At 38.7% G+C, this 25,572-nt stretch carries 24 protein-coding genes; 14 read left to right on the top strand and 10 right to left on the bottom strand.

Annotated elements, in window-relative coordinates; all coding sequences use genetic code 11:
- Positions 1-85: 85 nt before the first annotated feature.
- The 4 genes from AC6CIB_RS05120 to AC6CIB_RS05105 all read left to right on the top strand — a co-directional run bounded on the left by AC6CIB_RS05120 (position 86) and on the right by AC6CIB_RS05105 (position 3,902).
- Complete coding sequence (locus AC6CIB_RS05120; RefSeq protein WP_498278401.1) at positions 86-1,258, top strand: BMQ_0737 family morphogenetic spore coat protein; 1,173 nt, start codon at positions 86-88, stop codon at positions 1,256-1,258.
- A gap of 93 nt (positions 1,259-1,351) precedes the next feature.
- Positions 1,352-2,539 (top strand): hypothetical protein, encoded by a 1,188-nt coding sequence (locus AC6CIB_RS05115; RefSeq protein ID WP_498278400.1) that lies wholly within the window; start codon positions 1,352-1,354, stop codon positions 2,537-2,539.
- A 71-nt stretch (positions 2,540-2,610) separates the two neighbouring features.
- On the top strand, positions 2,611-3,093 hold the full coding sequence (locus AC6CIB_RS05110; RefSeq protein ID WP_498278399.1) for a M67 family metallopeptidase: 483 nt from the start codon (positions 2,611-2,613) through the stop codon (positions 3,091-3,093).
- 110 nt (positions 3,094-3,203) lie between these two features.
- Positions 3,204-3,902 (top strand): glycosyltransferase family 2 protein, encoded by a 699-nt coding sequence (locus AC6CIB_RS05105; RefSeq protein ID WP_498278398.1) that lies wholly within the window; start codon positions 3,204-3,206, stop codon positions 3,900-3,902.
- 72 nt (positions 3,903-3,974) lie between these two features.
- Here the strand turns inward: AC6CIB_RS05105 and AC6CIB_RS05100 are convergent, their stop codons facing one another.
- Positions 3,975-4,886: an NAD-dependent epimerase/dehydratase family protein gene (locus AC6CIB_RS05100; protein WP_498278397.1), complete on the bottom strand. Its 912-nt coding sequence runs from the start codon at positions 4,884-4,886 to the stop codon at positions 3,975-3,977.
- Positions 4,887-4,972: 86 nt separating this feature from the next.
- Positions 4,973-6,040 carry a glycosyltransferase family 4 protein gene (locus AC6CIB_RS05095; protein ID WP_498278396.1) on the bottom strand — a complete coding sequence of 356 codons (1,068 nt, stop codon included), beginning with the start codon at positions 6,038-6,040 and terminating at the stop codon, positions 4,973-4,975.
- Between the two features lie 263 nt (positions 6,041-6,303).
- Between AC6CIB_RS05095 and AC6CIB_RS05090 the strand changes: the two genes are divergently transcribed.
- The 6 genes from AC6CIB_RS05090 (at position 6,304) to AC6CIB_RS05065 (ending at position 12,601) form a co-directional block, all read left to right on the top strand.
- Positions 6,304-7,263: a hypothetical protein gene (locus AC6CIB_RS05090; protein ID WP_498278395.1), complete on the top strand. Its 960-nt coding sequence runs from the start codon at positions 6,304-6,306 to the stop codon at positions 7,261-7,263.
- A 237-nt stretch (positions 7,264-7,500) separates the two neighbouring features.
- Positions 7,501-8,721: a glycosyltransferase family 4 protein gene (locus AC6CIB_RS05085; protein WP_498278394.1), complete on the top strand. Its 1,221-nt coding sequence runs from the start codon at positions 7,501-7,503 to the stop codon at positions 8,719-8,721.
- Positions 8,722-8,825: 104 nt separating this feature from the next.
- Entirely contained in the window at positions 8,826-9,920 is a 1,095-nt protein-coding gene (gene wecB / locus AC6CIB_RS05080) for a non-hydrolyzing UDP-N-acetylglucosamine 2-epimerase (protein WP_498278393.1), read from the top strand.
- The gene (locus tag AC6CIB_RS05075; RefSeq protein WP_498278392.1) at positions 9,910-10,902 is read left to right on the top strand and encodes an SDR family NAD(P)-dependent oxidoreductase; all 993 of its coding nucleotides are present in this window, start codon (positions 9,910-9,912) and stop codon (positions 10,900-10,902) included. Before wecB ends, AC6CIB_RS05075 begins: the two co-directional genes overlap by 11 nt.
- The gene (locus tag AC6CIB_RS05070) at positions 10,899-11,720 is read left to right on the top strand and encodes a dTDP-4-dehydrorhamnose reductase family protein (RefSeq protein ID WP_498278391.1); all 822 of its coding nucleotides are present in this window, start codon (positions 10,899-10,901) and stop codon (positions 11,718-11,720) included. Before AC6CIB_RS05075 ends, AC6CIB_RS05070 begins: the two co-directional genes overlap by 4 nt.
- Complete coding sequence (locus AC6CIB_RS05065) at positions 11,717-12,601, top strand: NAD-dependent epimerase/dehydratase family protein (RefSeq protein WP_498278390.1); 885 nt, start codon at positions 11,717-11,719, stop codon at positions 12,599-12,601. Before AC6CIB_RS05070 ends, AC6CIB_RS05065 begins: the two co-directional genes overlap by 4 nt.
- 55 nt (positions 12,602-12,656) lie before the next feature.
- On the opposite strand, the gene AC6CIB_RS05060 is transcribed toward AC6CIB_RS05065, so the two are convergent.
- The 5 genes from AC6CIB_RS05060 to sat all read right to left on the bottom strand — a co-directional run bounded on the left by AC6CIB_RS05060 (position 12,657) and on the right by sat (position 18,014).
- Entirely contained in the window at positions 12,657-13,538 is an 882-nt protein-coding gene (locus tag AC6CIB_RS05060) for a glycosyltransferase family 2 protein (RefSeq protein WP_498278389.1), read from the bottom strand.
- 103 nt (positions 13,539-13,641) lie between these two features.
- Positions 13,642-14,409 (bottom strand): 3'(2'),5'-bisphosphate nucleotidase CysQ, encoded by a 768-nt coding sequence (cysQ, locus tag AC6CIB_RS05055; protein WP_498278668.1) that lies wholly within the window; start codon positions 14,407-14,409, stop codon positions 13,642-13,644.
- 46 nt (positions 14,410-14,455) lie between these two features.
- Positions 14,456-15,082, bottom strand: coding sequence for an adenylyl-sulfate kinase (gene cysC, locus AC6CIB_RS05050; protein ID WP_498278666.1), 627 nt, complete (start codon positions 15,080-15,082; stop codon positions 14,456-14,458).
- Entirely contained in the window at positions 15,079-16,836 is a 1,758-nt protein-coding gene (locus AC6CIB_RS05045; protein ID WP_498278388.1) for an SLC13 family permease, read from the bottom strand. The genes cysC and AC6CIB_RS05045 overlap by 4 nt, the downstream gene beginning before the upstream one ends.
- 29 nt (positions 16,837-16,865) lie before the next feature.
- Positions 16,866-18,014: a sulfate adenylyltransferase gene (sat, locus tag AC6CIB_RS05040; RefSeq protein ID WP_498278387.1), complete on the bottom strand. Its 1,149-nt coding sequence runs from the start codon at positions 18,012-18,014 to the stop codon at positions 16,866-16,868.
- A 564-nt stretch (positions 18,015-18,578) separates the two neighbouring features.
- On the opposite strand from sat, the gene AC6CIB_RS05035 reads away from it, so the two are divergent.
- The gene (locus AC6CIB_RS05035; RefSeq protein ID WP_498278386.1) at positions 18,579-19,619 is read left to right on the top strand and encodes a hypothetical protein; all 1,041 of its coding nucleotides are present in this window, start codon (positions 18,579-18,581) and stop codon (positions 19,617-19,619) included.
- A 53-nt stretch (positions 19,620-19,672) separates the two neighbouring features.
- On the opposite strand, the gene AC6CIB_RS05030 is transcribed toward AC6CIB_RS05035, so the two are convergent.
- Complete coding sequence (locus AC6CIB_RS05030; protein WP_498278385.1) at positions 19,673-21,040, bottom strand: hypothetical protein; 1,368 nt, start codon at positions 21,038-21,040, stop codon at positions 19,673-19,675.
- A 277-nt stretch (positions 21,041-21,317) separates the two neighbouring features.
- Between AC6CIB_RS05030 and miaB the strand changes: the two genes are divergently transcribed.
- A complete protein-coding gene (miaB, locus tag AC6CIB_RS05025; RefSeq protein WP_498278384.1) occupies positions 21,318-22,883 on the top strand; it encodes a tRNA (N6-isopentenyl adenosine(37)-C2)-methylthiotransferase MiaB in 1,566 nt (521 codons plus the stop codon).
- 1 nt (position 22,884) lies between these two features.
- Positions 22,885-23,316, top strand: a complete 432-nt coding sequence (locus AC6CIB_RS05020) for a YlbF/YmcA family competence regulator (RefSeq protein WP_498278383.1) — start codon at positions 22,885-22,887, stop codon at positions 23,314-23,316.
- Here AC6CIB_RS05020 and brfA read toward each other — a convergent pair.
- On the bottom strand, positions 23,278-23,559 hold the full coding sequence (gene brfA / locus AC6CIB_RS05015; RefSeq protein WP_498278382.1) for a ribosome rescue factor BrfA: 282 nt from the start codon (positions 23,557-23,559) through the stop codon (positions 23,278-23,280). The two genes, AC6CIB_RS05020 and brfA, sit on opposite strands and share 39 nt — an antisense overlap.
- 213 nt (positions 23,560-23,772) lie before the next feature.
- Here brfA and AC6CIB_RS05010 point away from each other — a divergent pair, with 213 nt between their 5' ends.
- Entirely contained in the window at positions 23,773-24,309 is a 537-nt protein-coding gene (locus tag AC6CIB_RS05010; RefSeq protein ID WP_113968133.1) for an outer spore coat protein CotE, read from the top strand.
- 159 nt (positions 24,310-24,468) lie between these two features.
- Here AC6CIB_RS05010 and AC6CIB_RS05005 read toward each other — a convergent pair whose 3' ends face one another.
- Positions 24,469-25,458 (bottom strand): YeiH family protein, encoded by a 990-nt coding sequence (locus AC6CIB_RS05005; RefSeq protein ID WP_498278381.1) that lies wholly within the window; start codon positions 25,456-25,458, stop codon positions 24,469-24,471.
- Between the last annotated feature and the right edge of the window lie 114 nt (positions 25,459-25,572).

Raw genomic sequence — 25,572 nt, 5'->3', positions numbered from 1 at the left:
TAGGTATTTACTCTATACCAAATTCTGTATCGTCCATAGGATATAGTGTGATATAAATATTCATTTAAAGGAAGGAAGGATTTTTTTGAAGAAGCGTAAACAAATTAGGGGTTCCCAGACTCCTACACCATCTCCGTCTCCGATTCCACTGGATCCGAATGATTTAGCACCAGAATGTATTCGTGTAGACAAAGTATATGACTGGGTGTTCTTTGCGAATAAGTATGAGAACAAGAATTTCATCCCTGATGAAGCTTGTCGTGCAGCAGTCAGCGCGGCTCTTGCGGCAGGTCAAAGAGTAGAGGTGCAAACAGCTCCTGTTGACCCATCTGATGTAAGTGTCACTGGTACCATTCTAGAAAATGGTAATCCTGGTAGAGTCTTGATTGTTTGGACAGTACCTGTTGAAGTAACAATTCTTATCGATGGTGTAGCAGAGTGTTCATTTACTGTGCGTACACAATTTACCGATGAGATTATGCTTTGTGTGCCTACTGGTATCACCAATGAAAATTTAAATATCAGAGCGACTCAAGTCATTGCCAGCTCAGGAGGAGTATTAATGGGACCTGATCCATTCGGGCCTATGATTCCTTTAAAAGTTGTCCTATGTAAAGACGTCCAAGTAGAATTTCCAGTCAAACTAGAAGTCCTGGCTAAGTTCTGTTTCCCGCGTCCTAACAATATCAAAGTACCTGAAGAAAAACTTCGTTGTGATTTAAGCCTATTAGAGTTCCCTCGTCAATGTCCAGGATTATTCCCGGTTGATAACTGTGAATGCCAGGCGACAGCTCTTGCAAGAAATGAAGATACTGAAGCAACATTCGGAACTGGTGCAACAGCTGATATAGTAACGGGTCTATCAACTTTAAGAGCTGAAATTTGTCAAGAATGCTCACTTGCAGACAGCACATGGTCTTACTCTTTCACTGATACAGAAGTAGGTCCTACTCCAGCACCGACTGCAACAGGATTCCAACCTGACTTCACCTTTACGTTCGATCCATCATCTATCGATAGAGTAACCTGTGGTGACGATGCTCTTACTGCAGTTGGAGAAGGAATTCGTTACTTTGACGGTGCACCTGAACAATTATTCTATGAACTTCAAATTTTTGATGCACCTACAGAAGGCTTCCGCTTAATCTTAAGAAATACAGCTAATGTTGTAATCTTCGATAGTGGAGTAGTAGATGCGTTGGTTGAGTTTGGTGAGTGCGAAACATTCGCAGACTTACTTGGAGACTTAGATGACTAATTAAATGAGGGAGAGAGAGAACTCTCTCCTTTTTTTTAACATGTAAACAAACCATACATAAGATAATACAAAGAATTATTGGAGGTGAAAAAGGTGACCGAGGAGGAGTATAAGCTTAACCATGGCACAGACTACCCGGAGTTGATGAATGATATTCATATGATATCTGAAGAACTTGAATCTCTCTATAATCATTATTCGAGACGAATAAAAAATGTGTCAGAAGAATTGTCCAAAGAAAGATCCAAACATCTGGTCTATCAATCAGAAATTGCGGAAAATCATCATACAATCCTACTGTTGACAGAGCAAATTGAATTTCTGCTTCAAAATATTGAAATGAAAAATGAATTTGATCTTCAACTGCAACAGGAATTAATGAAGGAATCCCTTTCCCCTGAACCTGAGTTGACCAATGACAAAAACGTTCGGGTAGCATATCAGGAAGAGAGCATCCATGGTAACTCAAAGGATGTTCATCTTGCACCTACACCAATCCCGGAAGTTAAAGTATTTTACGAAAGTGCTCAGAGTCACATGAAATCGCCACTCGAGAAAATTAAAAATGGAGCGATCTCTTTATTAATTGAAACGAATGAGTATTTTCTGTCAGAGAAAAAAAAATCCTTAGAAGTTGAAGTATATAATAACGCTTTCATTACTCTGATTGATTGGTTACGAATGCACCGAAAACAATACATGCGTCCAATTAAAGAAAGGTGGTATACAATAGTGTGGAAATTTTTATGGGGTAAAGAAGAGGAAAACAATCATCCGGAAATACTGAAGAAACTTAATCTGATTGAAGAGCAATTGGTATCGTATTCAATGAAATTCAATGAAGTCAAGGAGACGTTGATAAGGAGCAATGAAAGCGAGGAAACAACCAAGAGTTATTTACAGAAAATAGGTGTATTGAACGATGAGTTAAAGAAAATCGAAGAATATTATGAGGATGAACTTCATTCATTAAAGAATCAATTGGAAGATTATAAACAAAGAGAAAAAGACCTTGAAAAAGAAGTAAGTTTATTGAATGAAAAATATACAGGTAAGCAAAAGGAAAAAAGTAATCGTGAAGTTGAAATGGAAAAGGAGTTGGATAAGCTAAAGAAAGATCTTCAATCTCACTCCAATAAGAAAAACGAAATTTACAAAAATATGAAGCAGCAGAAAAAGCAAGTTCCTCATGTTAATCCTCAATTCGATGAATATGGCAATATCCCTATGGCATCTGAATCAAAACGTACCATGTTTAATCCCAACAAGTATATAAGGTGAATTGAAAGGGGGGATAAAAATGCAATCCAAAGATCTCAACAATATTTATAAGCGGAGAAAGAGAGTACCCATTGGAATTAAGAAAGAGGATCGAATCAAAATGGAAGTTAAGAGGACGAAATTTAAATTTAAGGGATGCGGGTGCAACGCCTAAAGAAATCGTAAGAATGCCCAAGCGCGTATACAAAAGGATCATGATTGAGGTTAAAAAGGGGCTTCCGAATGAAGCTTGCGGGTTAATTTCGGGATCCATTAATCTTTGTCAGACAATTTGGCCAATGAGAAATACAGAACCTACACCATATTCTTTTGCCATTGATCCCGATGAACAAGATCACGTCATGGGTGAAATGCTTCATAAAAGGGAAGTTTTTATGGGGATATATCATTCCCATCCGTATGGAAGTCCTGTCCCTTCAAAGGACGATGTTACTTTCTCACAATTTCCGGAGGTTTATTATTTTATAGCCGCTGTCGGAGGAGGGAAAGAAGAAATAAGATGTTACAAGATCAATAATGGGAAGGTTAAACATATCGACATTGTGATTGAATGAAAGAGTGCTGAATGCACTCTTTTTCTATGGACTGGGTGATGATACAAGCACTCTTCTGTCATTTACATAGATTGGTATTATCACTTACTTTGATGAAAGAGGGGAACTAAGTGAAGGTATCTATTATTATTCCATTTTACAATTGCGCATATATTGACCAAGCCATTCATAGCGCTCTTTGTCAGACCTATAAAGATATTGAAGTCATCGTTGTGGATGATGGTTCAACTCAATATGTTGAAAAAATCCAACCGTTCAAAAACCGGATAAAGTATATAAGGAAGTCAAATGGTGGAACGGCCTCCGCTTTAAATGCGGGCTTAAGGCAAGCAACAGGGAAATATTTTGCATGGTTGAGCTCAGATGATATGTTTCTAGAAAGCAAAATCGCGAGGCAACTAGCGTATATGAAGTCAATTAGCTCTAAAGTATCTTATACAGCATTTAAAACTATTGATATAAATAATAAAGTGGTGAACGAGATTCACTCCAGGAGAATGAATAGAGATGCATTTCAGAGACTCCTATTAAAAGCATGTCCTGTGAATGGATGCACTGTAATGGCGGAAGTCGATTTAATAAAGCAGGCAGGGTGGTTTGATGAGAGACTGAAATACACACAGGACTACGAGATGTGGTGCCGCTTGAGCCTTTATACTAAGATGCATTATTTGGATGAAGTGCTTGTGTTATATCGGGTCCATTCCAGAATGGGTTCTGCCAAACACGGGGTGGGAATGGTGAAAGAATCACAGTATATCCAAAGGAAATATCAGAATTTCTTTAAGGTGGCCCGCAAAAAGAACTAACTATATCTAACAAAAAATCATCAATCAATTGGGTTTGTTAATTGATTGATGATTTTTTAATGTTCGAGGTATTTAGAAGGAGTAGGACAAATAGGTCTCCCTTATTCCATCTTGAATGGAATAGTGAGGTTTCCAGGATAAAATACGTTTTGCAAGAGTGTTATCTAAACAACTATGCTTAATATCTCCCTGTCGATCTACTGTATGGAAGGTGTGAATTTCATTATTATGATAATTCTTCAATAAATCGATTAATTGGAGAATCGATGTTCTTTCCCCGGTACTTATTTGCATCATCATCTGCTTACCATTGTCGGCTGCAGCAATATTTGCTTCCACCACATCTTGTACAAAAACATAGTCCCTTGTTTGCAGCCCGTCCCCATTGATTTTTAATTGTTCATGCTTCTTAAGTTTCTCCAGAAATACAGCAATGACCCCTCCTTCTCCTTTAGACGTTTGCCTGGGTCCATAGACGTTTCCATACCGAAGGATGGTGAATGGAATCTGGAAGGTATCGTGAAATAGTTTTATATAGTTTTCAGCGGTAAGCTTTGATAAACCATAGAACGATATGGGGGAAGTCTTGTGTGATTCGTCAATCATTTCACTGGAGACATTCCCATAGACGGCTGAGGTAGACGAAAAGACGAAATTCTTCACAGGATAATGCCTGCACGCATCCAATAAATTAATGGTTCCTGCAACATTTGTGTGCATATCATCGAGTGGGGAAGAGGTGGATCGGGACACATCAGCCTGGGCAGCCATGTGAAAAATATAATCGGGTTTTTCCTTAAGGATGACTTTTTGTGCCGCAGGAGTAGAAATATCCAACTTATGAAAAGAGGCTAAAGGATTTATATATTCCTTCTTACCGCTGCTTAAATTATCGATAATATGAACACTATAGCCTTTAGAAATAAGTGTATCCACTAAATGGGAGCCTATAAACCCTGCCCCGCCAGTAACGAGTGCTTTCAAATGACATCTCACCTTTTGCTATTTTTAATAGCATATGCTTGTGGACGAAGTTTTGATTGAACATGAGCCCTTAAATCAAAAGGAATCTATAAACCTATGGACTTTAGCATTTGTGTAAAATGTTTACAGTACTGTGCATGACTGAACTGAGATTTTAAGTGAAGCAGAGCATTTTCGATGATGTAATTACGGAGTTTGGAATTGTGCATGAGTTCTTCGGCTTGTTGAACGGCATGCTGAATGTTTCCGATTTGATAATACTTACCAGATTGGTTATGCAAGATCGAACTCCTCACTCCATCTGAGTCTGTTGTAAGAACGGGGCACCTGCAACTCATAGCTTCTAACAAAGAATAGGGAGCCCCCTCCACTTTTGAGGTTGAGCAAAGAAACCCTCCGGAATCGCCGATTCTCGAAAAGTAACCAGGCATTTGATTATTCGGTACATTTTGTAACACATGTACATATTTATCTAGGTTCAATCTGTTTTTCAATTGGATAAAATCGTTTCGCTCCTTTGGGGTGGACAAGCTTGGGTCCTCAAACATGTATAAATCAATCATTTCATTCGTTTTAATTAATTGATGACCAATGTGTAAAAATTCACGCCAATTTTTGTTGTCCTCTAATCTACCAATCCAGGCAACAATAGGTCTATCTTTTTTAGGATGCTTTTGGTAGGTGAAGGCTTTATGATCAAAGCAATTATTAAACTCAAAAATAGGAGTGGATTTGAAGAACTCTCTGAAAATCACCCCTATATGGGGAGTCTTGGGATACAGGAGTGCATGACAATACTTCTGTACATACGGAATTGCATTTTGTAATTGTGCCCGAGCTACATTCTGAGGTCCAAACCCTTGAATCTCAAGAATGATTTTCCCTTTAAATCCTAGGTTTCTGAACCTTTCCATCGCCGCATAATCAGAAGTGATCACCATGGCATCATACTTTCCCTTTTGCAAAATGTTCTTGATCTCCTGATCATCATTCGTAATGAACACATTTGATTTCTCATGATTCAATAAATCTCTCCGTTTACTGTAATATAAAAAATCACACCGGATCCCCGCTTGTTTTAGGGCGATGGATCTTTGCCTGTTTAACGTTTCAACCCCTCCACTAGGTACATAAAAAACGAATAGTATTTTCATTTGATATCCTCCAATCATTTAATACGAGCAAATAAACAATCCTATTATTCTTATATGTAAGTTAACCCTGTTTGTAGAGGGCTAAGTGGCTAATATTTTGGAGAATGACTTATTTTACTTAATTTTTATGTCAAAAGATACAAGCAGTACATAGAATATCGGGAGAAGTTATTCGGTACGCCTTGAACTATTTGTAGTTGTTAGAATCCGGACCTGCTATCCGGTTGAAGTAGAATAATTTTAAATATAATGAGGTGATAGGGTTGAAAGATTTATACCTTGTAGGGGCAGAACAAAAGTCAAAAGTGATGAAGGATTGGGAACAGTTTAAAAAAGCAGTAGTCTTAAAGTTGGATGTGGCGACCAAAGAAGCAGAAAGAGTCATCGAATATAATTCTCCGCAGGAGGTCCGTCCTGCACATGAAGCTTCCATTTCATTTACGGCCGCGTCATTAAAAGATGATAGGCTGTTTGTATGTACCCAAACAGAAATCCTAGTCTACAATGCCTTTACGCATAAGCTCATAGACTATTATAGTTTACCATTATTCAATGATGTTCATCATGTGAAACCAAGGAAGAATGGAAACCTTTTGGTCGCTAACACAGGATTGGATATGGTAGTTGAAATAAACCCAGCAGGTGGGATCGTAAATCTCTGGAATGTGATGGCCGAAGGGCCTTGGAGCCGATTCGACCCAAATATTGATTATCGAAGAGTTCCTACCACAAAACCGCACCTGTCACATCCCAATTTTGTTTTTGAACTAAATGATGAAATTTGGGTGACCAGGTGCCTGCAAAAGGACGCCATTTGTTTAACAGACAGAATGAAGAGAATAAACATAGGTCGTCAGCTAATACATGATGGGGTCGTCTATAATGGGAAGATCTATTTTACACAAGTTGACGGAAGAATAGTCATCGTAAACGCGAAAACACTTAAAATGGAGAGAGTAGTGAACCTTGTAGAAATCAGCAAACATCAAGAGAAAATCGGATGGTGCAGGGGAATTAAGCCTATATCAGAAGATTTGGTGTTGGTGGGATTTTCTAGAATACGTCCATCAAGTAAAAAAAATAAAGACGGCTCAACTAAATATGTTGGTGATTTTGGTGTCATGCCAACAAGACTATCATGTTTCAATATTAAATCAAACATGCTTGTTTGGGAAAAAAATCTTGAGGAGTATAACTTCAATGTAATTTATTCAATTCATTGAAATGGCGGCTATTCGTTAATCAATCAAGAAGCATGACCGTAATACATCATTTTGTTAAATGGAGTGAAATACATGTTACCAAGAAAAAATTACCTTAGGCATGTGTATGGAAAACGTGGATCAGGCGTTAATAGTAACGGGCATAGAATCCACAATTCTTTGAATCACAAGAAACTCACCATACCAGATACACGATTAAAATCCATCCTAGAACAATTTACAAAGGATTGATGGTTGATGAATATATTAATTGCGACAGTGTTTCCTCTACCAGGGGGAGGTATCTGGTCTTTTGTCTCTAACTTGTCGACTTATCTTGTCGGGCAAGGTCATAATGTAGATATTTTATGTACAAGGGATAATAACTCAAAAGTAGTTATATTGGGTAGTGAGACAGTGATTGATCTTAGCCAGTATCGTTCCTATGTTGAAAAGAAATTAATGAGATCTGTTCCCCATTTGGCGAGAGATCCCTGGGTATATCATGTGGAATTAAATCGGTATATATTTGAGCAGGGTGTTTCCAATGTTGACATGACTAAGTACGATATCATTCATGCACAGGATGTCATTTCCGCGGTGGCACTAAGTCGTGTTAAGCCCTCGGGGGTCCCGCTGATTACCAGTGGTCATGGATATTTAACTGGTGCCATATTCCATCAGTATAAATCCTTGAATACTAGTATAGAGGATCAAGCGATATGGAACTCATTCATACTTCAGTATTATGCCCGTCTTGAACAAGTAGGATATGAATCCAGTGATTTCATCCATACTTCAAGTCAATGGATGAGAGGAATCATCGAAAAAGAATTCAAAATTGATACATTCAATATTCAAACCTATAAATATGGAGTAGAGCTTTCTCATTTTAATGTTGATTCCCCTTTCGAGCGTAAGGGTGCGAAGAAGATCATATTAGTCAATAGTCGCCTGGTCTATTTAAAAGGACTGCACAATTTAATAGAAGCTCTCTCATTCTTGAGGTCAAGGGATAAGTGGGAATGTTGGATTTTGGGTGAGGGGGAACTTGAAACAAGCTTAAAAGAAAGTTGCCGAAAACTAGGGGTCGAGAAGAATGTATTATTCTGGGGAAATACTTCAAAAGTGAAAGAAGTATTATACCAATCGGACATGCTTGTTCTTCCGAGCCTGCAGGAAAATCAGCCTTTTGCAGTAATAGAAGCACAGTTACTCGGTGTTCCTACAATTGTTAGCAATGCTGGAGGACTTCCGGAGATGGTTGAAAACAACAAGAATGGTTTCATTATAGAAAAAGGGAATAGCAGGCAGTTGTCGGAGAAGATAGAATTCCTTTTGAATAATCCAGCAATACGCGACCAAATGAGTAAATATGCTTCTCAAAAGGGGAAAGAAATGTGGGATGTAAATACATTAGGACGGAAAATGGTCCAGCTATACTCTAAAGCCATTCAAATGAAAAACAGTATCAGGTAATGTCTGGTGGGGCATTCGCCTTTTTTGAAAATAGAGAGAGTAGTCTAGGACATGACCCCCTTCTAAACATAAATATATAAGAGAAAGAAAAAGGAGAGGTGATCATGAAGATTGTAACTGTTTTGGGAACGCGGCCAGAGATCATCCGATTGAGTGTAATCATGAAGAAGTTGGATCTGCTGGCGGATGACCATATTATTGTCCATTCAGGGCAGAATTTTACCCACTCCTTAAATGGGATCTTCTTTAAAGAACTGGGATTAAGAGAGCCGGATTATGTGTTGGCAGGTAAACAACAATCACTTGGAGAACAACTTTCATCTTTATTTAAAGAGCTGGAGAAAATCTTACTGAAAGAAAAACCGGACAAGGTACTGGTGTTGGGGGATACAAATAGCGGTTTGAGTGCAATCCTCGCAGAAAGAATGATGATTCCTGTCGTCCATATGGAAGCTGGAAATCGTTGTTTTGACTTGAATGTACCTGAAGAAAAAAACCGGAAAATTATTGATGCAGTATCTTCCTATAATCTTGTTTACACACCATACAGCAAAACCAATTTACTCAATGAGGGCATGACATCCAGTAAAATCATCATTACAGGAAACCCGATATTCGAAGTTCTTAATCAATATGATGTACAGATTGAAGGTAGCTCCATCCTTCAAGAGTTAACTTTGGAGAAAAAAGAATACTTCCTGGCGACCATCCACCGTGCCGAAAACGTTGACAACCCGACACATTTATCTACTATCGTGAATGCACTTAACCAACTGGCCGACACTTATAAAAAGAGGATTATCCTCAGTACTCACCCTAGAACTCGATCCAAACTACATTCATCCCCACATTTACAATTACATCCATTAATCGAGCTTCACGAACCATTCGGTTTTTTTGACTTCATAAAACTTGAGAAGAACGCGTTTTGTGTGTTGACGGACAGCGGGACAGTTCAAGAGGAATGCTGTATATTTCATATTCCGACTGTAACGGTCAGAAAGACAACGGAGCGGCCAGAAACGGTGGATTGCGGCAGCAATTTCATTTCCGGGTTAAAGGAAACGGCCATTTTAAATGGTGTGAAGGTAATGTGCTCGAAACCATCACAATGGATTTGTCCAGCCGAGTATCTTGATACAAATGTTTCTGATAAAGTGATTAATATTCTACTAGGGGGTTCAGACATTGTTTACTAATAAAACAATTCTTGTGACTGGGGGTACTGGATCATGGGGAAATGAACTGGTATCTCAACTGCTTGAAAAAGATCCAAAGGAGATTCGTATATTTTCCAGGAATGAAACGAGTCAGGTATTAATGAAACAAAAATTTGAGAATCATCCTAAGTTGACGTTCATCATTGGGGATGTAAGAGACAAAGAAGCGGTTTCGGAAGCCACTCGACGGGTCGATTACATCTTTCACCTGGCTGCTCTAAAGCACGTTCCTGTCTGTGAATTCCAGCCTTTGGAGGCATTGAAAACAAACGTAATGGGCACACAGAATATTATAGATTCAGCAATTGAAAATAATGTTGAAAAGGTCATCAATATCTCCACTGATAAAGCCGCGAACCCTTCCAATTTCTATGGATTTACAAAAGCGATGGGAGAGAAATTGATCATTAATGCAAATGTAATAACGGATAAAACAAAGTTTGTCTGTGTTCGTGGAGGAAATGTATTGGGTACAAATGGAAGTGTCATACATGTATTCAAGCATGGAATCAAGACCAAATCTAAAATCGGTATTACAGATAAAAAAATGACCCGTTTTTTTCTTACGATCAAGGATGCTATTAAACTGCTATTCAAGGCAACATTTGAAAGTCATGGAGGAGAAATCTTTGTTATGAAGATGCCAACGTGTAAAATCATCGATCTTGCTCAAGTATTAATTGATCAGTACTCACCTGACAAGGAAGTGATTGTTGAGGAATCAGGAATCCGTCCAGGAGAGAAACTCCACGAGCTTCTCTTAACTGAATTTGAAAGTCATAATACAATTGTGTATGATAACGAGTATTTTGTCATCCTCCCAACCATACCTATCAAGGGGTTAATGGAATATTACGAGGACTTCCCCCAAGTAGATTTAGATACGTATTCTTCCAGTGACAATATCATACAGTATGAACAGATCAAAACAATGCTGAAAGATGGGGGTTTTCTAGAATGAACATCCTCGTTCTGGGGGGCCACGGAATGGCAGGTCACGTCATCGTAGAACATTTGAAACGTTGTGGCCATCACGTTTTATATACGGTTAGAAAAGAAGATCCCAAAGGAATCTTATTAGATGTAAGGGATCTAGAAAATGTAAGAAAGGTCGTTTTGGAGCATAAGGTTGAAATCGTCATCAACGCCACAGGACTTCTTAACGATTACGCCGAAACTCATGTGAAGGAAGCCATCCAAGTGAACAGCCTTTTACCGCACTCATTGATGGACATGGTAAATGAATACGGAGGTAAACTGGTCCACATCAGCACAGACTGTGTTTTTTCTGGAGACAAAGGAAAGTATACTGAAAAGGACCAAAAAGATGGTTGGAACGTTTATTCCCAATCTAAATCACTTGGCGAAATCGAAACTCCGCCTCATCTGACCGTCCGTACTTCCATCATAGGCCCGGAATTAAAAAAGGACGGTATAGGTCTCCTCCATTGGTTCCTTCAACAGAGAGGAAGTATAAAAGGATATAAAAATGTCTTCTGGAATGGTGTAACGACCCTTGAATTGGCAAAGGCCATTCAAGCTTTGATAGTGGAGAATATTTCAGGGCTATATCATTTGAGTGTCGATGAAACGATATCCAAATTTGAGCTCCTGCTTTTATTCAAGGAAATTTTCGAGCACGATGAAGTAGATATTTTCCCTGTAGAGGAGCCAGAGCATGATAAGACTCTTATTCATACAAGAAGGGATTACAAGTTTCCGGTGAAAGGCTACAGGGAGATGCTGAATGAACTTCGAGATTGGATGAAAGAGAAATGAGTAAAGTCTTCATTACGGGTGCATCTGGTTTTACAGGAAGGCATGCATGTGAGTATTACGTTAATAAAGGGTATGAGGTCTACGGTGCAGTTCGTCACCTTCAACATCCCCAGAAAAAGGTTCGACAGGTGAACTGTGATTTGATGAATGCAGATGCTTTAAGTGATATACTTAAATCTATTCAACCGCGTTTTATCCTTCACCTTGCTGCTCAGAATCATAGTGGTCGCTCGTGGGAAGATCCGATCTCCACCATAAATACAAATGTAATAGGAACGATGAATCTTCTTGAGGCAGTAAAAATAGCTGTGCCCCAATCCACTATTCTCATCGTAGGCTCTGTTATCGAGTATAATCCATGTCAATCACAACATCCCAATCATCCTTATGGCTTATCTAAATATATGCAAATTCTCATATCATCCAGTTGGTCAACGTTCTATGACCTGGATATACGAATAGCAAAGCCTTCCAATTTGATTGGCCCAGGGAATTCCAATGGCATATGCTCACTACTTGCCCAAAAATGTTTACATTACCGGAAAGATAAATCGAAAACCTTTCACTTTCATAATATCCTCGATCATAGGGATTTTGTAGATGTAAGAGACGCTATTGTAGCCTACGATTTAATTCTGCTTAAAGGGGAAAGGAATCATAGCTATACGATAGCCAGAGGTGAAACCTTCACCTTTTTAAAGATTGCAAAAATGCTGAAGGAGCTATCACAAAGCGATCTTCCATTATTTACTGACCACTTTCACCACACACCTGACATTCATTTTGAAAATACCTCTCTACGTCAATTATTCTGGAAACCCACCTTATCACTGCAAGAAAGTTTGAAAGATATCCTCGAGTACTTCGAAAAAAACCATTGAGCGGGCATCTCATTGCGACGGGAAACTCTTTGTCGTAATGAGATATTGATGTTCACTAAAAGAAAATGTTGAACTTTTTGAACAAATCTTCGATGTCGATCTTTCTTCTGCCTACATATTGAGCTCTTTTAAGCAGTACACCATCTTTGATCACTTTTTTTTCTATGGCAGCAGGCGAACCATGTATGACAAGTGTTTTCGCTTTTTTTATTCTTTTATTATCAAAATGAAGGTAAGCCATTCTTAATAAGTTATAGTATATTCCTTCATAATTAACGTTGTAAGGATGAATGGTTCTAAATAAGTGAAGAGCTGTTACCTGTGGGTCGCAGTGGCAGCGATATCCAAAAAGCCATAATTTGAGCGATAATTCCACATCTTCATGTCCCCACGTTGAAAACCCCGTTTCGAATCCGCATATATCGTTAAACACTCTCTGGGACGTAATGATACAAGCACCTGGTAAAACTGCTGTTTCAAACAATGACTTCCGTTTCTGATGCCATTTGATTTTGAGTGAAGGGGTCAAGGATTGGCCATATCCCTTGATGGATGGATCATCAAGGGATCCTATGGCAGGGCATACAGCGTCGCTTGTCCCCTTGACGATATGATAAACCAAACGGTCAATCCAGAAATTTTCGAACGTCATATGAGCATCACAAAATGCTAAATATGGATATTTAGCTCTTGAAGCCCCCAAGTTTCTGGCATTTGCCGGACCTAGTGCATTTGCACGGACATACTTCACTTTGTGTCGGTGTAAGTAATTTTCCAGAAAATTGCAGCATTTATCTGTGGAACCATCATCCACTATGATGGCTTCAATCTCAATATTTGTCTTAACCGTAAACAATGAGTCCAAAGTCATTTTCACATTCTTACCTTCATTACGTACTGGAAAAATGATTGATACTTTTGGAGGCTCTTTTCCCATAGTATCGCTCCTTTGCTCTGATATAGTTTACGGTAGTGTATGGGGAAAACGGTTTTTTCGTGAATGCAGAAAAAGGCTGCTTCTTTTAGCAGCCGGAATTATATTAAGATATGGAACAGAGAAAAGAGGGGTTAGTGAGAATTTCCTTGTTGTAGACAAGAGGATTGCCTGTCTCATATTCTACCACTTGCCCGTTTGCTTCTTCTACAATTATTTGCCCCGCAGCTGTGTCCCATTCCATTGTAGGTGCTAATCGGGGATAATAATGAGCACTGCCTTCTGCAATCATACAGAACTTCAAGGAACTTCCAATAGAAGAAAACTCAAGTTTCCCTTCCTGTACTTGTAAAAGGGCAACATAGTCCTGAGTGGCTTTGGATAGATGGGACCTGGATATGAGTACTTTTTTTCTCAATGAGGATGAGGAAGTGATCAATGTCGATTTTCTATCCCCGGAAGTACCCGCATGCAATATCTTGAAAGCGCCTTTGTTTTTTTCAGCGTAATACAGAATATCAAGGGCAGGGGCGTATATTACTCCCAATACAGGTCGATTCCCTTGGATGAGAGCGATATTGACGGTGAATTCATCATTCTTCTTGATAAATTCCTTCGTTCCGTCCAGGGGGTCAATCAACCAAAATGAAGACCAGTTCTTTCTCTCTTTAAAGGGGATTGTGTCGCCTTCTTCACTGAGTAGGGGGATATTTATCGAGAGCTTACATAGTTCAGTCTTTATATATTCATGAGACAACTGGTCTGCAAGAGTTAAGGGTGATAAATCTGCTTTTTGATGAATGTTATACGTATCATCGTATACTTCCAAAATTCTTTTTCCCGCTTGTATCGCAATTTCTATTATGTCCTTCACCAAATCGTTTTCAACTCCTTATAAGAGAATCCTTTAAATAAGGTTTCTAAATCAATCGATTGTTCTTTAAATACTGGACGATTTGTTCGACAGATTCTTCAATGGACTGGCATTCTGTGTCAACGATGAGTTCAGGCGATTCAGGAATTTCGTAAGGTGAATCAATTCCCGTAAAGCCTTTGATTTCACCCTTAACTACTCTTTCATAAAGCCCTTTTGGATCTCTTTTTATGCAGGTCTTAACGCTTGCATGAACATAAATCTCAATAAATTCTTGTTGTTGGAAAAGAGATCTCACGAATGCTCTATCTTCTTTTAAGGGGGAAATGAATGCAGCTAATGTTAATACTCCTGCATCGACAAACAGTTTTGACACTTCTCCAACTCTTCTGATGTTTTCTTTACGGTCTTCTATTGAAAATGATAAGTCCTGATTCAATCCATGTCGAATATTATCGCCATCAAGTCGGTAAGTGTGTATCCCGTCTTCATGCAATGCTTTTTCAACCTCGACTGAAATGGTTGACTTTCCTGAACCGGACAATCCTGTAAACCAAAGCAATGCACTATTATGCCCGTGTAACTTGTGTCGATTTGCTTTCACTACTTTTCCCTCATGCCATTTAATATTCTTTTTCTTCACCTTTTTACCTCCTTCGTTTCCGATATTCATAGCCAAAAGAAATATATCAGCACTACAGTTGTGAGCATCGTAATGATATTCAGGGGTATCCCCACCTTAAGGAAATCCTTAAACTGATATCCTCCGGGACCATATACAATAAGGTTTGTTTGGTAACCGATTGGAGTTGCAAAACTTGCTGAAGCAGCAATGGTCACCGTGACGGCCAATGCAATCGGATCTAAATCCATTGTCCTTGAAACTTCCAGAATAATAGGAAACATCATGACTGCAGCGGCACTGTTAGTCATCATTTCAGTGAATAGATTGGTTAGAAGATAGATTGCCAGGATAATGGCAAATACTCCCAGAGGTCTGGAAGCTTCCATTAATAAAGTAGCAATATAAGCGGCAACACCTGAATTTATTAAGGCATATCCAATGCCAAACGAACAGGAAACCAGTAACAATACATTCCATTGGATAGCATTTTTCACCTCTTGTGCAGATACAATCTTTAATAAAAATAATACTAAGGCGGTACATGCCATTCCTGTCAGCATGGATATAAAGCCTAATGTCACCAATAGGATCATAGTTCCCAATAATGCGATAGAGAACCATCCTTGCTTTGATTGTTTGTGAGTGCTGATTTTATTATCAATTGGTGTTGCGTAATAAAAGTCATTTGTATGGACTTTTTTATGAAAATCAGATCCAGTAACGAGTAACAAAATATCTCCAGGCTTTAAAACAACATCCCCAATTTTGGCTTTTAAACGCTGATTTTGCCTATGAACAGCGATGACGGCTGCATTGTGTCTACTCCTGAAATTCGTATCTTTGATCTTTTTATATAATAAGGTTGAATGATGTGATACGACAGCCTCTACCAATTGATGAAAGGGGAAATATGAACCGTTATTACTTTGTAATTGAAGCCCTTTACTGAACTGAAGCTCCGTTATGGTCGTAATGTCCCCTATGAAAATTAAACGATCATTTTCTTTAAGAATGGTTGTATTTGTGACAGGGGTAATAATTTCGTCATCACGAATAATACTGACAAGAAATAGTCCTTTTAAGCTCCTTAATCTGGCCTGTTCAACAGTTTTGTGGATATATGGAAATTCTTCAAGTACTAGGATTTCACCTGTAAACTCCCTCAAGGACTCTAGGTTTGTAATGGGGCTGCTTTGACGGACTGGCAACAAGTAAGAACTGAAAAATACAAGGTAACATAAACCAACGAGGGTTATTGGAACCCCGATCTTACTAAGTTCAAAAAAAGTGAAGCCCCGAAGGTTATGATCAAGAAGTAAACCATGCACGACAAGATTCGTCGATGTTCCAATGAGTGTAATAGTACCGCCAAGAATCGTCGCATAAGAAAGGGGGATCAGGAATTTTGAAGGGGAAAGATGATGATCTTCACACCACTTCTTAACAAGAGGAGTGAATGCAATGACAATGGGAGTATTGTTAAGAAAAGCTGATAGGAAAGAGATTGGGAAGAGAATCTTGGCAAGTATGTGTTTTCTTGAAGTTGAATGATTCAGCAACATCTGAAAAACGCGATCTACAATTCCGCTGTTTTGAATACTACCAGCTATTATAAACAATAAACCGATGGTCAGCATCCCTTCATTAGAAAAGCCCCTTGTAGCTTCCTGAGGCGTAATCACACCTGTTAATACGAATAGGAGAAGAGTTGCGGGTAGAACGATTTCGGGCCGTTCCAATTCAAAGACCAGGCATGAGAGCATAACAATCATTCCAAATATTACAATATAAAATTCTATCATGATGTCGTCTCCTTGTGGTATACCTTGATCTATGAATCACGGCTCATTTCATTTATAAGTACTTCAATCACTTCTGGTCTTGAAAATTCCTTTGGTGGCATGATCCCATCCTTTAACATTTTCCGTACTTTGGTTCCGCTCAAATGAATGTGAAATTCATCGTCATGAGGGCACGTTTTTGTCGTCGCCATCGTAGCGCACTTAATACAATAAAATGCATGTTCAAATTTTAAAATCTCTATTCCTATCTCTTCTTTTGTAAATTCTGAGAAGATTTTCTGAGCATCAAATGTTCCATAATAATTCCCAACTCCAGCATGATCTCTTCCCACAATGAAATGTGAACAGCCGAAATTTTTCCGTACTAAACTATGGAATACAGCCTCACGAGGCCCGGCATATCTCATCGCTGCAGGAAAAGTAGACAATAGGACCCGATCTTTAGGATAGTATTCATCGAGTAGTTTTTTATAGCTTTTCATTCGAATCTCTGCAGGGATATCGTCTTGCTTTGTGTCTCCTACTAAAGGGTGAATCAATAGTCCATCGACATTTTCCAGGGCTGTTTTTTGAAGGTATTCATGGGCCCGGTGTATGGGGTTCCTTGTCTGGAATGCGACGATGGTGTCCCAACCTAATTCCGTATATCGTTCCCTCAATTGTTTTGGTGATTGAAAATCCCTTCTGAAACCATCAGGGTATTGAAGAAGCTTAACGGGTCCAGCTACATACACATCCTCTTTTGTAAAGGTCTTCTGAACACCGGGGTGAAGTTTGTCCAATGTTTTAAATACGAAAAGCGCTTCTGCTTCTTTACAGTATTCATACATTTCTTGTATATCCATCATACCGTAGACCACTCCATCCTCTCCTTTAAGAAAAACGGTATCACCAATTGAAAGACTATCCTTCAATCGTTTAGAAATAGGGAGCGTAATAGGTAAACTCCAAACCAGCCCATTTGCCAATCGCATGTCTTTCAGCACATTCAGATAGTCTTTTTGGTTCATGAATCCCTGTAAGGGGCTAAAGGCACCTGTGGCAATCAGAACTAAATCGGAAAGCCCCCATGAATCCAGCGTGATGGATGGAAGGGAGGACATTCGAGTCAATAGCTCATCACGTTCTTTCTCTTTTACTACCTGGTCAATGAGTTTACCGCCATGAGGGGTAATCATAGAAAATTCTCCTTTCATATAACATCGATTTTATTAAATAATGCAGACAGTAACATGATCATCACCATTAAAATGATGAAGTGTAGATTGATCACCTGACTCTTACTAGTTTATGTGAAAAACAATGAGAGGAGAGGGCTGTAGTATAAAACAAACATCAGCCTACCCTTAAAACGAAAGCATCTTTTTTTAGTACCGCTAGACGTAAGGCGAAACTTTTAATAATAGTATTTTGGGTCATTAAGTTCTGATTGACTTCCTCGATAAAAGGAGCTGGATGAACCATAAACACAAGCGCATCAATATTGGCGTTTGTGACATAAGAAAGAACTAAATCATAATTTATTCTCAGTTTTCATAAGATACATAGACAACATCAGGAGGGTGGTGAGCATTTATATGAATTTAAAGGTCAATGACCATGAATGGGGATCTATACCAGCGCACTTTTTAGCTGCCATCCAATTTTATTGTGCAGAGAATAATCTTCAATTTCACTTGAACGAAGAAGAACAAATCGTGGAAGTGAGGAGTTCTCTTTATGGAAAAAGATTGTGGCTATCAGTGAATACAAAAGATGAAGATATAAATAGTCAAATAAACGACAAAGTGATAGAGGTACTAACTAATTATGGAATTGAAGTTTCCACAAAAAATGATACTGAAAGACTGATGGAAGGCGATTTATTTGTTGAATTCGTGTTAAGTAAATCGAAAGGAGGTAACCAGTTAATTTCTGTTGGACATAATGAAAGACTGAATTCCATTAATATAAAAAAAAATCTCTCTAGTTATAAAGATGAACTGCCATTTAAAGGGTATTACTTGTTACCTGATTACCATTCCATTCCTCACCTCAGATGTTCTATGTTCTGTAAGGAAGAGGAGTTTTTATTAAAAGAAGCCCCTAATATTCTCACTCAATGTGTTCTAAAAACGCTATTTGGTAATCAGAAGCCGAGTTTAATTGATTTAAATGTTTTACATCTTTTTCAAACCACAACTGAGCAAGTGGGAGAAAAAAACATAAAATTGAGAGAAAAGAAGAAATTTAATCCCGATATTCAAATGGATGATAAAACATACGAAGAAATCAAAATGAGAAAAGCGAATCGAAAAGTACGTGAAGTCCAGGAAAAAAGGGCAAATGCTGAAATATATTTTGATTACAATTTATTACCCAATCGGAAATTAGAGCGCTATACGATCAAAGCCGATTTCTTTATTAAGAACACTGGAAACATAGATTTAATCAACCCAAAAATCTGCCTTCGAATGGATCCACCTGATAAGATCGAGATTGGAGGACAGATACTGCCCCCTGAAATGAGTGATGTTTTTTCCATTCAAGGACAAAGTGGAGCACAAGGGTGGAAGTATATCGGTAATGACTGGTTGGAAAAGGCTTATTCTACCGGTGATTATTGGATAGAATCCATACAGGAATCATCCATCTCACCAGGAGAAACAATGGCAGTGGAAGGCTTGCAATTTACAATTGAAAACCTTGAAGAGCAAGAGGCATCAACCATTTTAGGGTTTGTGTTGTTCGAAGAACAAGAGCTTCAGTTTAGCTCAAACAATAAAATTAAGATTACATTTTAATTTTAACCAAATTAACCCAAAACGTTGCCACTGGAATTCCAGTGGCAACGTTTTTATTTCTTCTCATTTTTTGTTGAATGATGATCCCTTTGTGCTGTAATTTTATCTCCTGGAGGTTTTTGACGGGGGGTGATGATATGGGTATGACTTTTCTTTTGGTGCTCAACCAGACGTTTCAGCTCAAAGAGATTGTTAGTCATTTTGGAATTATGGTCACGAATGGAATCGACTTCTTCAATAAACTCTACAAATCGTTGCTCGACGTCTTCAAACTTTTCCATTAGTACTTCATTCTGTTGCATGAAGTGAAGCTCTTGCTCCTGCTCAACGGCTTCAATCCGCTCATCCTGTTGCTTCGCCCGTTGATCAATATCTGCAAATTGTGTGGAGAGCCACCACTCATTTTCTTCAAAATGCTTTTGGTACTGGCCAATAAATGTTTTAATATGATCCATCTTTTGTTTTTCTGATTCTATTAATTGATCCTTAGCGAATTGCAATGAATCGAGTGTATGCTTTCTCTCAGCCATCAGCTTCTCTAACTCTTCTGTTTTAGAAATCAGGCTATGGAACATCTCTTTCTTCGTCTCTTCTGAATGATTCAATGCTGCATTTAAATCAGCAATATGTTCTTGTTGGCTATGGATCTTTGTATTTAAGGAATGGTTTAGTTGTAATAGTGTTTGATTTTCATTGATGATCGCACTATTTTCAGTAGATGATTTGTGTTGGCTTTCTTTTAGCTTGGAAAGGGAAAGTGACAGGTTTTTGGTATCGTTCTCCTTTTGGAGTAGCATTTTTTCTAGCTCATTAATGGTTTCAATCTTATCTTGAAGAAGTTTTTCCTTCTGGTGAAGTGCGAGACGGACGGAATTTATTTCTTCTTCCAGCTTGGATAAGGAAAGTGACAGGTTTTTCCGCTCCGCTTCAGTTTTGAGCAGCGTACTTTCAAACTCTTTAATCATTTCAACCTTTTCCTGAATTACATCTTCCTTATTGTGAAGCTTATGACGAATAGAAACCACTTCCTCTTCCAGCTTGGAAAAGGATACTGACAGATTTTTGCGCTCATTTTCAATTTGGAGGAGCCTTTGCTCTAATTCATGAATGGTTTTCACCTTTTCATAAAGAAGTTCTTCCTTGTTGTGTAGTTGATGATGAAGGGCATTAACTTGCACCTCCAGTTTTTCTTTGCCCTCTTTAAATCCATTTCGATCCTTCATCAGCTCTTCCTCAGAAACCCGGTTAACTTCAATTTCCTCGTTTAGTTTCTCTAAATTGATGAGTAGTGAAGATATACGTTCTTTATAATGCTGAACCTCTGCATACAGATAGCTTTCTTGTAATCTTTCAATGGTTTGGTTTAGTTCATCTATTTTGGAATGGAGGTATAATTTTTCTTGGTTTTCTATGTGATACATAGGAGTCTTTATTTCATTCTTTGCTATTTGAATCTCCTCCCTGGGTATTTGTCTTACTTTACGTTATGCACCATTTGCAAGGGTAGTTACATGGATGAAAGCCCATTTATCTAGGTATGCAGGAAGTTACGAACAAATTTCAACACTTAAGCGCCTCTATTGTATGTAGCCTCAAAAACCTTTATACTATTATAATGTGCAATAATGTATATCTTCTTCGTTTATTTTATAATAGAAGATAAGCGGTTTGGTTATAGAGGTAGAAAGGGGATTTTTCATGAACGAAGAGCAACGAAAACATGGACAACAAACGAAGTCTGTTATTCCATCGGACCAAAAATCCGAAAAGGACTACAGTAAATACTTTGAAAGTGTCTATATCCCACCATCGTTAAAAGATGCCAAAAAGCGTGGGAAGGAAGAAATTAAATATCATAATGACTTTACGATTGATGATCAATATAGAGGTTTAGGGGAAGGCAAGAAATTCTATATTCGTACGTACGGTTGTCAAATGAATGAACATGATACAGAAGTGATGGCAGGGATTTTCATGGCATTAGGCTATGAAGCGACGAATTCGACTGATGATGCAGATGTTATCCTTTTAAATACATGTGCGATTCGTGAAAATGCTGAGAACAAGGTGTTTGGAGAATTAGGGCACCTGAAGCATTTGAAACGGGAAAAACCTGAGCTATTAATCGGTGTATGCGGGTGTATGTCCCAGGAAGAATCTGTTGTGAATAAAATCCTGAAAACATACCAGCAGGTTGATATGATTTTTGGAACCCATAACATTCATCGTCTTCCTAAAATCCTGTCCGATGCTTATATGTCCAAAGCAATGGTCGTAGAAGTTTGGTCTAAAGAAGGGGACGTCATCGAGAACCTTCCGAAGGTACGCCGCGGTAACATTAAAGCATGGGTGAACATCATGTACGGGTGTGACAAGTTCTGTACATACTGTATCGTTCCATACACACGCGGTAAGGAACGGAGCCGCCGTCCTGAAGAAATCATTCAGGAGGTACGACACCTTGCCGCCCAGGGGTATCAGGAAATCACTCTTCTTGGTCAGAACGTGAATGCCTACGGTAAAGATATCGAGGATCTTGAATATGGCTTAGGAGATTTAATGGATGACCTTCGAAAAGTGGATATTCCACGTATTCGATTTACGACGAGTCACCCGAGGGATTTCGATGATCATTTAATTGAAGTCCTCGCGAAAAAAGGGAATCTGGTTGAGCATATTCATTTACCGGTTCAATCCGGATCGACAGATGTTCTAAAGATCATGGCCCGTAAGTATACACGTGAGCAATTTCTGGAATTAGTAAGGAAAATTAAAACGGCGATGCCGGACGTTGCTCTTACAACTGACATCATCGTCGGATATCCGAATGAAACCGACGAGCAATTCGAAGAAACACTTTCTTTATATCGGGAAGTTGGATTTGAATCGGCTTTTACGTACATCTATTCTCCTAGGGAAGGTACTCCTGCGGCGAAAATGAATGACAATGTACCGATGGAAGTCAAAAAAGAGCGGCTTCAACGATTAAATGCAGTTGTGAAGGAATACTCTGCTGAAGCAATGAAGAACTATAAAGGACAGATCGTCGAGGTGCTCGTGGATGGAGAGAGTAAGAAAAACCCTGACATCCTTGCCGGCTATACCCGACGCAGCAAGCTTGTTAACTTCAAGGCTCCTAAAACAGCCATTGGAAAAATTGTAAAGGTTAAGATCACAGATGCTAAATCGTGGTCACTGGATGGAGAAATGGTCGAAAAAGGCCTGATTGGATCAGAATTTCAAGAACCGGTAGAGGTGAATTAATATGGCAAAGTACACAAAAGACGATATTATGAAGCGGGCAGAAGAGCTTGCAACGATGATTGCTGAAACAGAAGAAGTTGATTTCTTTAAACGCGCTGAAGCTCAGATTCACGAAAATCAAAAAGTGCGTGAAATGATTGCAAGTATTAAGAGCTTACAAAAACAAGCGGTAAACTTCCAGCACTATGGTAAGACAGAAGCGTTAAAAATGGTTGAAGAAAAGATTGAAAACCTGGAAAAGGAAATCGAGGCCATTCCAGTCGTCCAACAATTTAAAGAGTCTCAAACGGACGTGAATGATTTACTGCAAATTGTTGCTTCAGTTATTTCTAATAATGTGACGGATCATATCATTGAAACCACCGGGGGAGACATACTCCGTGGTGAAACCGGATCACAAGTGAAAAACTCTACGCCTGGAAGCTGTTCTTAATAGAAGAATGGTGTAATTAGGTGGATAATTGAAATAAAAACGATCTCTGCTTAAAGGAATGTCCCTTTCATGCGGAGATCGTTTTTTGTGTTTTGTTTGATCTTTTGCTAATGTTTCCTTTTTCGTTTTAGTTGTGCGCTCCATTAAAGAAAAGTCTGGTAGGGTACTTCGGAGCCTCGTCACATCCCGGCCAGTATTTCTAAGAACATGATCCCTTTTTCGTCTTGCCTTGCTTTTTGACATGAATACATCCTCCTCTTCAAATTATCACTACATTGCTGAATCTTAGTTTACCACTTTTCTATGGTGGCGGGTAGTGCATTCCGGAACATTCAATGGGTATTCGCATACAATACATTATCTCGCAACAGTCCCATTATGTAATTAAATTTACTCGCACAAACACCTAGATAGTCGCATAAGATGAATTGAAAATGAATGAGGAGGTTCGCTCGAATGGCAGAATATAGAGAGATTATTACTAAAGCGGTCGTAGCGAAGGGACGTAAATTCACACAGTCTCATCATACGATTAGCCCGCCGCATAATCCATCGAGCATTTTAGGCTGCTGGATCATTAATCATCAGTATGAAGCACACAAAGTAGGCAAGAAGGTTGAAATTCACGGTTCATACGATATCAACGTATGGTACTCCCATAGTGACAACACAAAGACATCCGTTGTAACAGAGAGAGTACAGTATACAGACTGCATTAAGTTGAAATACCGTGATCCTGATTGCTTAGATGATATTGAAGTATGTGCTCGAGTACTGCAACAGCCGAATTGCTGCGAAGCGGTTATTTCACCAAACGGTAACAAAATCATTGTTCACGTTGAACGTGAATTCCTAGTGGAAGTTATAGGAGAAACGAAAGTATGTGTCCTTGTAAATCCTGAAGGTTGTGACGATGAAGATTGGGATTGCGACTTAGATGATGAAGAATTTGAAGAGTTAGATCCAGACTTCTTAGAAGGAGACGAAGAATAGCATTTACTAGGAAGACGGCCTCTTCCTAGTTTTTTCTTCTTCAGAGTTTAAGGGAATTTATCGCATAAGGGATGGTAAACAGTACAGGGGGCATCTCTCTAGATGCTCTTTTTTTCGTGGGATAAACCAACCACTTGTAAAGGTGATTGGTTTTTTAGATTATAGAATAAGGAATAAACTGATGAGCGCACATGTAATAGAAGCAATTAAGCCAGTGAGGAGGGGTTTAAATCCTAACTGAGTGATGTCTTTTATCCTCACTTGAAGACCTACTGCTGCCATTACCATGATGATCATAAATTTTGAAGAAATCTTAAGGAAAGATTCGATTGTTTCAGGAATGAAACCAAATGTATGAAGGATAGAGACGGCCAAAAATAAGAAAACAAACCAGGGGAATGCCTTCCTGTATTGAGATTCACCTTTATTTCTCTTTCTTATAAAAAATGGTAAACAAAACATCACAGGAATCAAGAACAATGTACGGGCAAGCTTCACTGTCGTTGCCACCTCTCCTGCTTCATCCCCAAAAGCATATCCAACAGCAACTGCTGACGATGTGTCATGTACGGCTGTACCTGCCCAAATGCCGAACGATAAATCAGACATGTGGAGGAGATGGCCAATGATTGGATACATAATAAAAGCGATTAAATTGAAAAATACAATCGTCGATAAAGCATAGGCTGTTTCATTTTCTTTCGCACCAATGATTCCCTTCACAGATGAAATAGCCGTAGCCCCGCAAATACTGGTGCCGATTCCAATTAACAAGCTTAACCGTTTGTCGATACGAAGCCATTTCCCGACGAGATACGTCACGGTAATACCGAGGGAAACCGACAAAAATATAACCCATAATGCTTTTTGACCAATAAGAAGGATATCATACAGGCTCAAACCGACACCAAGAAATACGATGGCCACTTTCAACAGTGTGTTTAAGGTAAATTGTATACTTGGATCCCATGTTGAAGGAAGTTTGATTATATTTTGAAGAATGACACCGATAATAATCGCAAATAACAAACTCCCGATCAGAGGAAAAAGTGCTCCCAAACCTTTAGATAATAAACTGATTAAAACAATGATGATCATGCCCCAAGCTTCCTTAGGAAGAAAGGAGCCTATTTGTAAGTCATGCTGCAATGTCCGATAGCTCCTTTGTGAAGAATCAACTATCCCTTAGTATAGTACAACCTATTATAGACGTGAACTCTAAAACACTATTCATTTTATTGTATGTTAAAATAGAAAAGATAT

The sequence above is a fragment of the Rossellomorea sp. GQ25 genome (assembly GCF_059758515.1).
The sequence above is the reverse complement of the archived record's forward strand: the minus strand, read 5'-3'. Positions and strand labels throughout refer to the sequence as shown.